The organism is Caballeronia udeis (assembly GCF_001544555.2).
GTDB classification, from domain to species: Bacteria; Pseudomonadota; Gammaproteobacteria; order Burkholderiales; family Burkholderiaceae; genus Caballeronia; species Caballeronia udeis.
Map to the genome: position 1 here is coordinate 110,815 of NZ_FCOK02000005.1, position 14,780 is coordinate 125,594.

At 59.7% G+C, this 14,780-nt stretch carries 10 protein-coding genes; 8 read left to right on the forward strand and 2 right to left on the reverse strand.

Annotation, left to right across the window (positions count from 1 at the left end; all coding sequences use genetic code 11):
• Positions 1-174 precede the first annotated feature (174 nt).
• The 5 genes from bamA to AWB69_RS05930 all read left to right on the forward strand — a co-directional run bounded on the left by bamA (position 175) and on the right by AWB69_RS05930 (position 9,300).
• A complete protein-coding gene (gene bamA, locus AWB69_RS05910; RefSeq protein WP_062083367.1) occupies positions 175-2,442 on the forward strand; it encodes an outer membrane protein assembly factor BamA in 2,268 nt (755 codons plus the stop codon).
• 75 nt (positions 2,443-2,517) lie between these two features.
• Positions 2,518-4,791: an LPS-assembly protein LptD gene (locus AWB69_RS05915; RefSeq protein WP_231936994.1), complete on the forward strand. Its 2,274-nt coding sequence runs from the start codon at positions 2,518-2,520 to the stop codon at positions 4,789-4,791.
• Between the two features lie 110 nt (positions 4,792-4,901).
• The gene (locus AWB69_RS05920; protein ID WP_062083175.1) at positions 4,902-5,609 is read left to right on the forward strand and encodes an ABC transporter ATP-binding protein; all 708 of its coding nucleotides are present in this window, start codon (positions 4,902-4,904) and stop codon (positions 5,607-5,609) included.
• Entirely contained in the window at positions 5,606-8,176 is a 2,571-nt protein-coding gene (locus AWB69_RS05925; protein WP_062083177.1) for an FtsX-like permease family protein, read from the forward strand. Before AWB69_RS05920 ends, AWB69_RS05925 begins: the two co-directional genes overlap by 4 nt.
• Positions 8,177-8,220: 44 nt before the next feature.
• Entirely contained in the window at positions 8,221-9,300 is a 1,080-nt protein-coding gene (locus tag AWB69_RS05930; RefSeq protein ID WP_231936995.1) for a lipocalin-like domain-containing protein, read from the forward strand.
• A gap of 141 nt (positions 9,301-9,441) precedes the next feature.
• Here AWB69_RS05930 and AWB69_RS05935 read toward each other — a convergent pair whose 3' ends face one another.
• The gene (locus tag AWB69_RS05935; protein WP_062083369.1) at positions 9,442-9,840 is read right to left on the reverse strand and encodes a DUF3597 domain-containing protein; all 399 of its coding nucleotides are present in this window, start codon (positions 9,838-9,840) and stop codon (positions 9,442-9,444) included.
• 371 nt (positions 9,841-10,211) lie between these two features.
• Here AWB69_RS05935 and AWB69_RS05940 point away from each other — a divergent pair, with 371 nt between their 5' ends.
• Positions 10,212-10,904 (forward strand): Crp/Fnr family transcriptional regulator, encoded by a 693-nt coding sequence (locus AWB69_RS05940; protein ID WP_062083181.1) that lies wholly within the window; start codon positions 10,212-10,214, stop codon positions 10,902-10,904.
• Between the two features lie 133 nt (positions 10,905-11,037).
• Here the strand turns inward: AWB69_RS05940 and AWB69_RS05945 are convergent, their stop codons facing one another.
• On the reverse strand, positions 11,038-12,693 hold the full coding sequence (locus tag AWB69_RS05945; protein ID WP_062083183.1) for an AMP-binding protein: 1,656 nt from the start codon (positions 12,691-12,693) through the stop codon (positions 11,038-11,040).
• 268 nt (positions 12,694-12,961) lie between these two features.
• Here AWB69_RS05945 and AWB69_RS05950 point away from each other — a divergent pair, with 268 nt between their 5' ends.
• Positions 12,962-13,687: a nitroreductase gene (locus tag AWB69_RS05950; RefSeq protein WP_062083185.1), complete on the forward strand. Its 726-nt coding sequence runs from the start codon at positions 12,962-12,964 to the stop codon at positions 13,685-13,687.
• 323 nt (positions 13,688-14,010) lie between these two features.
• Positions 14,011-14,775, forward strand: a complete 765-nt coding sequence (locus AWB69_RS05960; protein WP_062083190.1) for an SDR family NAD(P)-dependent oxidoreductase — start codon at positions 14,011-14,013, stop codon at positions 14,773-14,775.
• Positions 14,776-14,780 lie beyond the last annotated feature (5 nt).

Sequence of the window (14,780 nt, forward strand, 5' to 3'; positions counted from 1 at the left end):
AGTCCCTGAGCAGCCAGAAGCAGCAGGTTCAGGCCAGGCACGGCACCGATCACGTCCGATACGACGCGGAAAAGCAAGGCAACACATTCGGGCCGATATGCTCGTCAAGTACATCAAATGAAATTTAACTTCCGAACTTTCCGAACCCTACGCACCGCTCACTCAGCCGTTGCCATTGCATTGAACGTGTTCCTTGCGCCGAGCGTCTATGCGGCGACCGCCAGTTTTGTCATCAAGGACATACAGATAGTGGGCCTGCAACGCATCGAGCCCAGCTCGGTGTTCGCCTATGTCCCGCTCAAACGAGGCGACGTGTTCTCGGACGACAAGGCGTCGGAAACCATTCGTGCCCTCTACGCAACCGGCTTCTTCGACGATGTACAGGTCGAGACGCAAGAGAACGTAGTCATTGTGAAAGTACAGGAACGCGCTGCGGTTTCGTCGATCGACTTTGCCGGCATTCACGAGTTCGACAAGGACAATCTCACCAAGGCCTTGCATTCAGTCGGTCTTTCGCAAGGCAGCACGTACGACAAGGCGCTTGTCAGCAAAGCCGAACAGGAACTGAAACGCCAATACCTGACGCGCGGTTATTACGCCGCCGAGGTGACGACGACCGTCACGCCGATCGACCGTAACCGTGTCTCCATCCTGTTCTCGGTAGCGGAAGGTCCCAGCGCCAAGATCCGCCAGATCAACTTCATGGGCAATCACATTGCAAGCTCGTCGACGCTACTCGACGAGATGCAGTTATCGACGCCTAACTGGTTCTCCTGGTACACGAAGAACGATCTCTACGCGAAGGACAAGCTCACGGGGGATCTGGAAAAGGTGCGCTCGTATTACTTGAATCGTGGATATCTGGAGTTCAATATTGACTCCACGCAAGTGTCGATCTCGCCTGACAAGAAGGACATGTACTTGACAGTCACCATTCACGAGGGTGAGCCGTACACCATTTCCAGCATACAGCTTGGCGGCAACCTGCTCGATCGCAACGCCGAGTTGCAAAAGCTCGTAGCGATCCGCGCGGGCGAGCGTTTCTCGGCCGAAAAATTGCAAGCCACCACCCAGGGCCTGGTCGACAAGCTGGGGGAGTATGGCTACGCGTTCGCGCAGGTCAATGCCCAGCCGGAGATTGACCAGGTCCACCATACGGTTGCGTTGACGTTGCAGGTCGAGCCGGGACGCCGCGTATATGTGCGCCGCGTGAGCATTGAAGGCAACACCCGGACGCGCGACGAGGTGATACGTCGTGAAATGCGGCAGATGGAAAGCTCATGGTTCGACAGCAACCGCGTGAAGGTCTCGAAGGAACGGATTGATCGTCTGGGATATTTTACGAACACGGAGATAACCACGGTCCCCGTTCCCGGCACCACCGATGAAGTCGACATAGACGTCAAGGTGGAAGAGAAACCTACAGGTGCGATCACGCTGGGCGCCGGCTATGATTCGAGCGACAAGGTGGTGCTGTCGGCCGGGGTGTCGCAGGACAACGTGTTCGGCTCAGGAACAACGCTCGCGGTGAACGTGAATACCGCGACGACGTACCGGACTTTGTCGGTGACGCAAACCGATCCGTATTTTACGATCGACGGCATCAAGCGCATTACTGACGTGTATTACAGAACCACATATCCGCTTTACAACTTCAGCGATACGAGTTTTCGGATTACATCAGTAGGCGCGGACATGAAGTTCGGCATACCTTTCTCCGAAACGGACATGGTCTATTTTGGCATCGGTTTCGAGCAGGACCGGTTCAACACGGACTCGTCAACGCCACAAAGCTACCTGGACTATGTGGCTGAGTTCGGGCGCGTGGTGAACAACGTTCCGCTGACGGTCGGCTGGTCGCACGACGCACGCGACAGCGCGCTGATACCGAGCAAGGGCTATTTTCTCCAGGCCAACGGTGAGTTGGGAACGCCCGCGGGAAATACCCAGTACTACAAATCAGATATCCAGGCCCAGTACTATTACACGCCCGCCAGAGGGTTTATTCTCGGCCTGAATTTCCAGGCAGGTTATGGTCACGGCATACGCGGCGACGCCTATCCGATCTTCAAGAACTACTATGGCGGCGGTATTGGCTCCGTGCTGGGCTACGAGTCCGGTTCGCTTGGACCCCGCGACGCCACCACCAACGACCCTATCGGCGGGTCGAAGATGATCGTCGGGAACATAGAAATGACCGTCCCGTTGCCGGGTACCGGGTACGACCGGACGCTGCGCGTGTTTACCTTTGTCGACGGCGGCAACGTCTGGGGCGACGAGGGCAACAGCGTAGGCGCTAACGGCTTGCGTTACAGCTATGGTGCGGGACTTGAGTGGATATCCCCGATCGGGCCGCTCAAGCTGGACCTCGGTTTCCCGATCGTGCGGCACGCGGGAGACCAATACCAGAAGTTCCAATTCCAGATCGGCACGTCGTTCTAACCCGTGCCGTCCGTAGAAACACCCATCAGGTTCGCGCCACGCATGCGTCATATCGCCGTCGCAGCGGCGATCGTCATGTCCCTCACACCCTCGCTCGCACGCGCGCAATTGAGCGGCGCGGCGGCTCAGGCGGAGCCGGTCGACCCGCCCTGGGGCCTGCGGGTCGCACCTCAAATAACGGATCATCCGTTGCCGGCAAACGGCTCTCCGTCCGTGTTCGGCATTGGCGACTCGGCGGATGGCGACGAGGACCGCGACCTGTCCCTCAAGGGTCATGGAGAGCTTCGACGCGACGCCACTCTTGTCAAAGGCGACGCGGTTCACTACGACATCGACCGCAATGTGGCCGATGCCTACGGCCATGTGCGCATAGTCGATAACTACGACGTCTTTGTCGGGCCCGAAGCGCATCTGCACGTGGAGGCCAACGAAGGCACCATCGCCACACCGACCTATCACTTCAAACTGACGGGCGGATCGGGGAGCGCGGACAGGATCGACCTGATCGATAACGAACGTTCAGTCGTGCATCACGGCACATACACCGCGTGCCAGTGCGAAACCGATCCTGCCTGGTACCTCAAGGCGGCAAGTTTCGATATGGACCAGGGGTCGAACGAAGGCATTGCTCACAATGGCGTGCTGTTCTTTCAAGGCGTGCCCATCTTCGCGAGTCCGTGGTTGTCGTTTCCGTTGTCCAACGCTCGCCAGAGCGGCTTTCTCCCGCCGACCTTCTCGCTGAGTTCGACGAATGGATTCGACCTCAGCGTCCCGTATTACTTCAACATTGCGCCGAACTACGACCTGACGGTGACACCGCGCTATATGTCCAAGCGCGGCGCCATGCTGACAACGAATTACCGCTATTTGTCGCCTACCTATTCGGGCTCGGTGACCATTGCGTATCTGCCCAACGACGCCCTGACCAAGACCAACCGCTATTCGATCAACATCGTGCACAACCAGAACTTCGGCGACGGGTTGGCTGCCTATGTCAACTATTCGCAGGTGTCGGACGTCAACGTCACAACGGACCTGGCTTCGAATACCGCGTCGCTGGTCAATGGGCAGGACATCTTCCAGCAGGAGGCCGGCGTAACGTACAACAGCGGCCCATGGTCGGTGGTGGCACGGGTGCAGCGCTGGCAATCATTCAGCACGTCGCCGCCCTACAATCGTGCGCCGGAAGTGGACGTTAAATACAATCAGTACAACCTGGGCGGATTTGATTTCGGCGCCGAAGCCGACGCCGCGCGCTTCACCATTTCCACGGCGGACTCCACGGAAGGCAGCCGTTTTACGTTCAATCCCTACGTCAGCTATCCGTTGTCCGGACCCGGATGGTTCATCACGCCGAAGGTCCAGTGGCACTACGTAGCCTACGACCTCTCCTCGATCGGAAGCACGGCGCCAACGGGACAGCCGAAGAGCTTTTCGTTCAATGTGCCCACATTCAGTGTGGACTCGGGGCTCATATTCGAACGCAGCATTCGCCTGTTCGGAACGGACTATATCCAGACGCTGGAACCGCGGCTCTACTACGTCTACACGCCCTACCGGAACCAGACCTTCGCACCCATCTTCGACACGGGCGAAGAGGACTTTGGACTGGCCCAGATTTTCACCGACAACACCTTCGTTGGCGGCGACCGGGTTGCCGACCTGAACCGTGTCACGGCTGCCATCACGAGCAGGTTCATCAACCAGGCGACCGGTGATGAACGGGCTCGCTTCGTCGTGGCGCAACAATACTATTTCACCAATCCGCAAGTGACGCTGGAGCCGGGTGCGGCCGTGACCGACATCCGCGGCAGCGACGTGATTGTCGGCGCATCGCTCAAGATAGGCCCGGGCTTTACGACAGAGCAAGCGGTCCAGTACGACGAGCAGCGCAACCAGCTTGACCAGGGTACCTCCGGCTTCACCTGGAAACCGGGAGATCGGGAAGTAGTCAGCCTTGCTTATCGCTATACCCGTGCCGACGAGGACCTGGACAACGAGGCGGAAAACCAGATCGTGGCATCCGGTCAATGGCCGCTGAGCCGCAACCTTTACGCTGTGGGCCAGGCCAATTACGACATGGTCGCTCATCGCCTGGTGGCGGGATTGCTCGGCGTTCAGTACAACGCGGATTGCTGGGCGCTCAGCTTCGCGGTGCAAAAGTATACGAACATTGCCACCTCAACGACCACGGCCAGCAGCGCTACTCGCGTCCTGTTGCAGCTTCAGCTCAAGGGGCTGACGAAGATCGACAATGGCTTGTCCGAGCAATTCCGTGCAAGCATTCCGGGCTATACGCCCTTGCCTGCGCCGCCTGCGCCCGAGTCGCGGTTCTCGGATTACGAATGAAACCGGACGCGTGAGGGAACTCCGGCGTGGCCGCGCCCTGCACGCGTTCGGCACTTCTCTGTCACAGTGGAGGACTCCGGCCAGTTCCACTCACTGACAACCCGATCCTCATGACCCTTCGCAATAACGGCACTCCCCCCGCACTCGAATGTCGCGGCTTGAGCAAGGCATACGGCGCCGGCCGCGTGCTGCTGGCCAGCCTCGACTTCACGCTCGATCCCGGGGAGTTCGTCGCGATCATGGGCGACTCGGGCGTTGGCAAGTCGACGCTTTTGAACCTGATTGCGGGCCTCGATCAAGCCGACAGCGGCGACGTGCTGATCGACGGCACGTCAATCTCCAGTCTCGACGATAACGCCGCCACTCGCCTTCGGCGGCAAAAACTCGGCTTCGTGTTCCAGGCATTTCACGTCCTGCCGCATCTGACGCTGGTTCAAAATGTCGCGCTTCCGCTATTGCTCAACAACACGCCGCCGGCTCGCGCGCTCGACTTGCTGGACGCCGTGGGCCTGGGCGGACGGGGTGACGACTTCCCACGGCAACTATCGGGCGGAGAGCTGCAACGTGTAGCAATCGCTCGCGCGCTTGTGCATCGGCCGACGCTGATCCTGGCCGATGAACCCACCGGCAACCTGGACCCCGAGACCGCGCATGAAGTACTCTCGTTGTTCCGCGCGGAGATCAAGGCGAACGGCGCCGCTGCGATCATGGTGACGCACTCCATGGCGGCCGCCGCCAGCGCGGACCGGATACTTGTCCTGAGCGAGCATGGGCTGCATGCCGCGCAACCCGCGCAATCCGCTGGGGAGCATCAGTGAGCGCGCGCGTGACCGAACCCTCGCAACGCATTGCAGGCGGCCGGCTCCTCGCACGCTGGCTGCTCGGCGCGGAGTGGCGCAGTCATCCGGCGCGCGCGATTGTCGCCATAGCAACCATTGCGCTGGGCGTGGCGCTCGGCTATGCCGTGCAGCTCATCAACAGTGCGGCATTCAACGAGTTTTCCGCAGCCGCCAAGAGTCTTTCCGGCGAGGCCGACTTGCAGGTCCGCGGCGCGCAGCCCACCTTCGATGAACAGTGGTATCCGCGTCTTGCAACAACACCGGGCGTCGCTTTAGCCAGCCCCGTGCTGGACCTGGACGTCACCTTGCCCGGCCAGACCGCCTCGTTGAAAGTGCTTGGCATCGATGTGTTCAGGGCGAGCCGGATCACGCCGGAGCTGATCGGCGTGCCGTCCGCGCAGCGTCCTCTCGATACGCTTTCCGACGACGCGATCTTCCTCTCGCCCGCTGCGCAGCAGTGGCTTCACGCGGCGCCCGGCGAGCACATCGCGCTGCTTAGCGGGACGTCGAGCGTGCGCTTTCGGGTGGCCGGCGGTTTGGTCAGGACGCGGCCGGGGCAACGCGTCGCGGTGATGGATATTGCCGCCGCCCAGTGGCGTTTCGGACTCGAGGGGAAACTATCGCGCATCGACTTGCAACTACAACGCGGTGTTGACCGGGAACGCTTCAAGCGCGAGTTGCAGGAGCGGCTTGGCAGTCAACTGGTGGTAGCTGAAACGCGCGACGATGAAAACCGCACCGACCGCCTCTCTCGCGCGTATCGCATCAACATGAACGTGCTCGCGCTGGTCGCGCTTTTCACCGGCGCGTTCCTGGTGTTTTCGACCCAGGCGCTGGCGGTCGTCCGACGCCGCGCGCAGTTCGCAATGCTCCGCGTATTGGGCTATACGCGCGGCCAGCTTCTCCGCCAGATCCTCGTGGAAGGCGCGCTGCTCGGGGTACTCGGTTCCATGCTCGGTCTCGCGCTGGGCTACGCGCTGTCGACCATTGCGCTGCGTTTTTTTGGCAGCGACCTGGGCGGCGGCTACTTTCCCGGCGTGCAGCCTCATGTCGGTTTCGAGCCTGTTGCGACCGCCCTATTCCTTGCGCTGGGTATCGTCGTGTCCGTGCTCGGCAGTCTCGTCCCGGCGCTGGAGGCAGCCCGTGCAAGGCCGGCGGCTGCCCTTAAGGCCGGCAGTGAAGAAGGCGCACTGGCGCGGCTGGCAACACCCTGGCCGGCGGTGGTTTGCCTCGCCGTCGCGGGAATACTGGCGCTCTTGCCGCCCTTATTCGATGTCCCCATCCTCGGTTATCTTGCGGTCGCGCTGCTGCTGGTTGGCGGTATCGCATTGATGCCGCGTTGCACGGCCATTGTGTTCACCCTGCTCAGCCGATGGCGTATGAAACGCCGTACGCGCGCTGTGGCGACGCTGGCGCTCGCACGCCTCGCGAATGCCCCTGGGCAGGCATCCATCGCCATGGGCGGGGTTCTGTCGAGTTTTGCGCTGATTGTCGCGATGGCCATCATGGTCGCGAGCTTCCGTGTCTCCGTCGATGAATGGCTGACTCACCTGCTGTCAGCCGACCTGTATGTTCGCGTCGCGGCCAATGGCGACACAGCGAGTCTGAGTCCCGGGGAACAAGCGGCAATAGCCGCGACGCCCGGGATCAGGCACGCCGCATTCACCCGCACGTCGCATCTCACGCTCGACCCCGCGCGCCCGGCGGTAGCCGTGCTCGCGCGCGACATCGACGCAGCCGATCCCGGCGCCGCCATGCAGATGACCGGCCCCGTGCTTCCGCCGTCCGCCCTGCAGGCTGGCGAGACCCCCATATGGGTCTCGGAAGCGATGGTCGACTTGTATCGATACAAGCTGGGAGAAAGGCTTAAGTTGTCTATCGGCACACAGGGCGGGACGTTCGTCGTAGCCGGTGTGTGGCGCGATTACGTGCGCCAGACGGGCGCGATCACGCTAAGGCTTGCCGACTACCGGCGCCTGACAGGAGACACGGGCGCCACTGACGCCGCCCTCACCGTGGACCGCGGTGCAAGCGTGGAAGACCTCATCGCCAGCCTGCGCAAACTGCCCTTCGGCGCCGCGATGCAGTTCGCCGAACCCGGCGAGATCCGTGCCCGGACCCTGACCATTTTCGACCGGAGCTTCGCGGTGACTTATCTGCTGGAAGCGGTGGCCATTGTCATCGGGTTGTTCGGCGTGGCGGCAACGTTCTCCGCGCAGACACTCGCTCGCGCGCGCGAGTTCGGCATGTTGCGGCACGTCGGCGTGACGCGTCGTCAGGTGCTCGCGATCCTCGCGGCGGAAGCCGGTTTGCTGACTGCGCTCGGCATTGCGGTAGGTTTCATTCTGGGCTGGGCGATCAGTCTGATCCTGGTGTTTGTCGTTAATCCGCAGTCGTTCCACTGGAGCATGTCGATGCATATCCCATGGCATATGGTGAGCACGGTGGCCCTTGTCATGCTGATCTCGTCGTGTGCCACAGCGGTGGTCGCGGGACGCAAGGCGGTGTCGCTCGATGCCGTGCGCGCAGTGAAGGAGGACTGGTGATGCGTGGTCTTCCAAGGAGTCTGAACAGAGCCTGGCGATGGGCCATGATGGCGTGCGCTTGCTGCATGATCAGCGCGCCCTCCCTGGCGGCGGAGTTCGCCACGGTCACGCCGGATCATCCGCTGGTTTTTCCTCAGGATACCGGCGCACATCCGGCCTTTCGCACCGAGTGGTGGTACGCAACGGGTTGGCTCAATCAACCGGATGGCAAGCCGCTCGGTTTCCAGATCACGTTCTTTCGCTCGGCGACCGGACATGATCCCGCGGACCCGGGTGCGTTCGCGCCGTCGCAGTTGATCATCGCTCATGCGGCGCTCAGCGAGCCTTCACTGGGACGACTTGTGCACGACCAGAAGATTGCGCGTCAGGGTTTTGGTCTCGCTTATGCAAAAACGGATTACACCGACGTCAAGCTCGACGCCTGGCATCTCGTGCGTGCAGCCGATGGTCACTACACCGTCACAGTCAATGCCGCCGATTTCACGCTGAACCTGTCGCTCACGCCGACTCAGGAACCCCTGCTGCAAGGCGACAACGGTTACTCGCGCAAAGGTCCCTTGGCCGAGCAAGCGAGTTACTACTACAGCGAACCTCAACTGCGCGTGAGCGGCAAGGTCACGCGTGCTTCCAACACGAGCGGCAAGGCCGGCCTTAGTACGGCAGTGACCGGCTCCGCGTGGCTGGATCACGAATGGTCAAGCACGGTGCTTAGCAGCGATGCCGCGGGATGGGACTGGCTAGGCGCCAATTTGTCGGACGGATCGGCGTTGATGGCGTTCAAGGTGCGCGGACAAAACGGCGGGACTGTCTGGTCACACGCGGCGCTTCGTGACGGAAGCGGGCGCGTGACTGCGTTCGATGGGGATCAGGTCGATTTCGTGCCGCGCCGGACGTGGCGCTCGCCACGCACTGGCACGTCGTATCCAGTATCGGAGACAGTCAGGACCGGCGCACTCACGTGGCAACTCGACCCGTTGATGGACGATCAGGAACTCGACTCCAGTCAGTCGACGGGCGCGGTGTATTGGGAGGGAGCGGTATGGGTGCGTCGTGACGGCAAGACACTCGGTCACGGTTACCTGGAACTGACCGGATACGGGAAGACGTTGAAGCTGGAAAGATAGTCACGTCAAGCAGTGTCATTCAAAACAATGTGACAGGAGCATGACGCGGCGCAGATTTAAAAGCCGCGAGATCATGCTGGCACGCCATACCTATGCAAGCGCATACGCGTGCCAGCCGTCGCCTCAGGGGCGACGCGAAGCTTAGCCCTTCAAGCTGTCAGGCACCTTCCCGCCATTGGCCGCAAGCTGCTCCATCACGGCTTTATGCAGCCAGATGTTCATCGATGCGGAGTCGTTGGTGTCGCCGGTATAGTGCAGCTCGCCAGCCAGTTCCTTGCGAGCACCGAGGCTGCTGTCGAGGCCGAGCAATTTCATCAAATCGACAATGGATGTCCTCCAGTTCAATTGCTCCGACGTATTCGCCTGCATGGCGGTCAGGACTGCTTCGACATCCACGGGTTCCGCGGCCGGTGCTGCAGCAGCGTCAGGCGCCGCGGTTGGATCCGCCGCAGGAGGCGCGGCCGGATCGGCGGCAGGCGCTGTATTCGCGGGATGGCTTGAAGGGAAGATCTTGCTCAGGATCGTGCCAAAAATGCTCATGATGTTTATCCCTTGGTCGACGTGGTCAACGACGTTATGAAGCAGCGCGTTCGCCGCTTCGTGGAGCCGCCGCGCAAGACACGTTCCCGCTACAGTCAATGCTTATGTCGCGAGTCCGGCGCACGGCCGCAAAGACATTGTAGGCGATCGATCGTGTTGAAAATGCCCTGACATGGAAAAGCCGCCACGCGCGCAGGATACTGTTTCCACAACACGCGTATAACACCGCATTCGTTTCTGTTTCTGTTGCTACTTCTGCTACTGCACAGGGTTGGATCCTTGCACCTGCATCGACAGAATTTCGTCATCAATCGACGTCGCCCCACAAATGTTTAAACTAGTGCCTTCAACTCTTTCGACCTCAACTCATCATGCCGCTGTCCATTGAGTTTCAGAGCTTCATATCACGCTCTGCCTGGTCAACCAATTTGACAGATGAGCAACTCACTCGCGTCTATATGGATGCCTATCAGCGATCGTATTCTGCTGGTGCCCTGATCTGTCACAGAGGTGATCCTGCGGATCAGTGGCTTGGCGTCATTGAAGGATTGGTGAAAGTCGATACAGTCTCCAAAGGAGGACGGTCCACAACGTTCGCCGGCGTACCAGCGGGCTCCTGGTTTGGGGAAGGATCTGTATTGAAAGATGAGCCTCGACCATACGCGGTGATAGCGCTGCGCGACAGCGAAGTCGCATTTATCCCACGTAGCACGTTTGAGTGGCTGATTGACAATAGCCACTCGTTCAGTCGATTTGTCATTGATCAGCTAAATGCACGGTGCGCGTACTACGTTGGTCTGGTTGCAAACCTCCGTTTGAATAAGGCGTCCGCAAGAGTCGCTTTCTGTCTCGCTGAATTATTCAATCCGCAACTCTTCAACGCTACTGATCCGACGCGAGGTCTTTCGCAAGAGGAAATTGGACGTCTGTCCGGGCTTTCCAGGCAGAATACGAACCGGGCATTGCATGACCTTGCTGACGCGGGGCTATTGATGATCGAATACGGTTCAGTTCGAATTCTCGATCTGCAAGGACTTCAAGACTTCGCGCACTCTGAAGATTGATGACCCTGCTGCTGTACGACATGCCGCAATTGTAAGTGTCGGGTGTCTGTGAGACGCCGCTCAAGATGTTGCTCACGCACGCGGCACAACCACGGTCACTCCCGTATTCCGAAGGGGGATCCAAAAGCCGCGGCTATGCACCAGACAGCTTCGTAATGGCCTCTCGGCTGCCGGCCAGTGCCCGAAGTCGATACTTTTGAATTTTCCCTGTTCCTGTCTTCGGCAGGACACCGTATACGATCCTGACAGGACACTTGTAGTGAGCGAGTCGCTCGCGACAGAACGTAAGAAGCTCACGTTCGGAAGGTTCATTGATACCTCGTCTCAATTCGACAAATGCACAAGGTACTTCACCCCACTTCGCGTCGGGTTGTGCCACCACTGCCGCGATGAGTACTGCCGGGTGTTGATGCAATATGTCCTCCACCTCTACCGACGAAACATTTTCTCCACCCGAAATGATTACGTCCTTGGAGCGGTCCGTGATCTGGATGTATCCGTCTGGATGCACCACGGCAATATCGCCTGTGTGGAACCAGCCTCCCTCGAAGGCGCTTCGGGTAGCCTCCTGGTTCTTCAGATAGCCTTTCATTACTACATTGCCACGCAGAAGTATTTCTCCCTCTGTCTTTCCGTTCGCCGGAACCGGCTCAAAAGTGGCAGCGTCCGCGACCCGCATTGCTTCAAGTCCGGACGTCCGATGACCTTGCCGCGCCTTCAGGCGTGCCTGCTCTTCGTTGGCAAGTGTGAGCCAGTCTGCCTGGATGAAGCAACTGATCGGGGTACCTGAAGCTTCGGTGATGCCGTAGACGTGCTCGACCTCGAAACCCAGCTCGCTCACAGATTTCAGGACAGTCGCCGGGGGCGGTGAACCCGCGGTGCGCACGCGAACGCTGCGCGGTAGCGGGCTACGCTCGCTCGCAGGGGTGTCGGCCAGGGCGGCGAGGACGATTGGCGCTGCACAAAAATGATCGACACCGTGTTCGTGGATGGCCTTGAATATCCCTGCGGCATTAACTTTGCGCAGACAGACATGCGTACCACCAGCTGCTGTGATTGCCCAGGCAAAGCACCATCCGTTGGCGTGAAACATCGGGAGGATCCAGAGGTACACAGGCCCGCGCGGCACGCCCCAGTCGATCAACTGGAGAGTACTCATAAGGCAGGCACTACGGTGGCTGACTACGACTCCTTTCGGGTCGGAAGTCGTTCCGGACGTATAGTTCAACGCAATAGCTTCCCATTCGTCCGCAGGCCATACGCCCTCGAAGTCCGGGTCACCCTCCCCAAGCAATTGCTCATAATCGAGCGCGCCTATTGAAGCCCCCGGCGGGGCTTCCAGATCGGCGATGTCAATCACGAGCGGCCTGTTTGGAACACGCTCAAGCGCGTCCGCTGCAAGGGCCGCGAACTCACGATCCACAAAAAGAACCTTACATTCCCCGTGAAGCAGGATGAACCGAATGCCATCGGCGTCCAGTCTGCAGTTGATCGTGTTGAGCACGGCTCCGCTCAGCGGCACTCCGAAGTGTGCCTCCACCAAGGCGGGGGTATTAGGCGCAATGATCGATACAGTGTCGCCGCGCTTGACACCTCGCCGGGAGAGCGCACTGGCCAGCCGGCGACAACGGCTACGCGTCATCGCCCATGTCTGCTGCATCGCGCCATGCACGATAGCGACACGTTCCGGAAACAATTCGGCGCACCGATCCAGTGAGTGCAGCGGTGTCAGTGGCACATGGTTGGCATCGTTTCGATCGAGACCGCGGTCGTAGATGTTGCTGGGCATGTTATGTCTCCTCGCCTCAATGTCAAAGTGTTCGGGACGAAAGCACCGCGTAGCGGCAACCGCTGAACAGGAGCGCTCAAACCTCGCGATGGCACATCCAATTTATATGTCGCGCCGGCCCGAGACTGTCCCGAACAAGACATTCCTTCCATTCGCGGAGAAACGCTATGGGGTATCGATTGTCATGTTCAAGACAACAGGTCCTTTCGTGCCCGGATATTCTTGTCTGCAAGTGAAACGCTGCCGTACGCGGCAGATGGAGTGAGAGATGAAACAACGTGACACACAGCCACCGATGGACGCCGATGCGCTACGCACAGCGATCGAATGGGCCATCCTCTCGCGTCGCAGCGTCAGGGCGTTTCTGCCCACGCCCGTTCCGCGAGAAACTGTGGAGCGGATATTGGACGTAGCGCGCTTCGCTGCCACGGGCGTCAACATCCAGCCCTGGCGCGTATACGTCGCCACAGGACATACAAAAGATCGCATCTGTGCCGCGATCCAGCGGATCAGGGGTGACTCTGAATCAGACGAGGTATGCACGGACGAATGGGATTATTACCCTCGGGAATGGGTCTCCCCGTATCTTGAAAGAAAACGAACGGTGGGCTGGAAGCTATATGGAATGCTTGGAATCGAAAAGGGCGACAGGGAGCGCATGAAGGCGCAACACAGCCGCAACTATCAGTTCTTTGACGCGCCAGTTGGCCTGTTCTTCACCGTCGACCGCGTCCTGCAGCAGGGTAGCCTGCTCGATTACGGCATGTTTCTGCAAAACATCATGGTAGCCGCTCGCGCCCATGGCTTGAGTACGTGTCCTCAAGCGGCATTCATGAAGTACCACGAGGTCATTTCCGATCAACTTGGGCTGAAGACAAATGAAATGTTTCTCGTTGGCATGAGCCTTGGATTTTCGGATACCTCGCGCATCGAAAACTCCCTCGTCACAGAGAGAGCCGAGGTTGATTCGTTCACAACGTTTTATTCGGACTAGCGGCGCACATGGGAAACGAATCCAAACGCCAATCAGTAGCCCGCATATCGCATGCATCGGCGAAGCATCACGCCGACAGGGTCTGATTTGTGTTGGATCTTGGCGCGCATCGTTGACGAAGTCCCAAGTTGATTCAATTGGACGACGCACGCTGCACTGGCCAGCATGGGCCCGTTTCTCGCATTGAGCCCGCAGTACGCCCCTCTCACCGCGGCCGAGAGCATCCAGGGTTCGTTAAGAGCGGATCTTTCACGCGTTCGGTACGGCGATGCTTCTTCGCCCGGTGACCCATTAACCTTCGTATCCTCTGAAAGGAAGTGGACGTGCAGATCAAAGACAACGTTTTTGTAGTGACTGGGGCTGGTTCTGGCTTGGGGGCAGCCACTGCGAACATGATCGTCGGACGGGGCGGCAAGGTCGTCGTGGCGGATATCAACCCCGACGCGGGTGAGGTCGTCGCCAAAAAGCTCGGGTCCAATGCTCGATTCGTTGTCACCGACGTCGCTAGCGAACAGAGCGCGAGGGCAACCTTCGCGGCGGCCATGGAGATGGGGCTCCTCCGGGGACTCGTCAATTGTGCAGGCGTTGCTCCCGCCGAAAAGGTCATCGGCCGTGAGGGAACGCACAAGCTGGACTCGTTCGCCCGGACGATCAATGTCAATCTGATTGGCAGTTTCAACATGATCCGCATTGCTGCGGAAATGATGAGCGCTTCCCCGCAAGAAGCCTCCGGTGAGCGCGGCGTCATCATCTGCACAGCGTCGGTAGCCGCGTTTGAAGGGCAGGTGGGGCAAACAGCCTACGCCGCGTCCAAGGGCGGCGTAGTCGCGATGACGTTACCGCTTGCGCGAGAACTCTCCCGCTACGGCATCCGCGTCATGACAATTGCTCCAGGCATCATGGAAACCCCGATGCTGCTCAGCATGCCCCCTGAGGTACAGGTCGAGTTGGGCAAAGCGGTGCCGTTTCCAGCCCGAATGGGTAAGCCAGCGGAATACGCCACTCTGGTGGAACACGTCCTCTTGAACGAATACCTGAACGGCGAGGTCATCCGCCTCGACGGCGCTATGCGTATGGCCGCTAGGTAGACGGA

Bases quoted from the DNA above. Each gene is read 5' to 3' on its own strand.
- AWB69_RS05950 (WP_062083185.1), top strand. From the start codon at position 12,962: ATGAAACAACGTGACACACAGCCACCGATGGACGCCGATGCGCTACGC.
- AWB69_RS05915 (WP_231936994.1), top strand. From the start codon at position 2,518: ATGTCCCTCACACCCTCGCTCGCACGCGCGCAATTGAGCGGCGCGGCG.
- AWB69_RS05930 (WP_231936995.1), top strand. From the start codon at position 8,221: ATGATGGCGTGCGCTTGCTGCATGATCAGCGCGCCCTCCCTGGCGGCG.
- AWB69_RS05945 (WP_062083183.1), bottom strand. From the start codon at position 12,693: ATGCCCAGCAACATCTACGACCGCGGTCTCGATCGAAACGATGCCAAC.
- AWB69_RS05940 (WP_062083181.1), top strand. From the start codon at position 10,212: ATGCCGCTGTCCATTGAGTTTCAGAGCTTCATATCACGCTCTGCCTGG.
- AWB69_RS05935 (WP_062083369.1), bottom strand. From the start codon at position 9,840: ATGAGCATTTTTGGCACGATCCTGAGCAAGATCTTCCCTTCAAGCCAT.
- AWB69_RS05920 (WP_062083175.1), top strand. From the start codon at position 4,902: ATGACCCTTCGCAATAACGGCACTCCCCCCGCACTCGAATGTCGCGGC.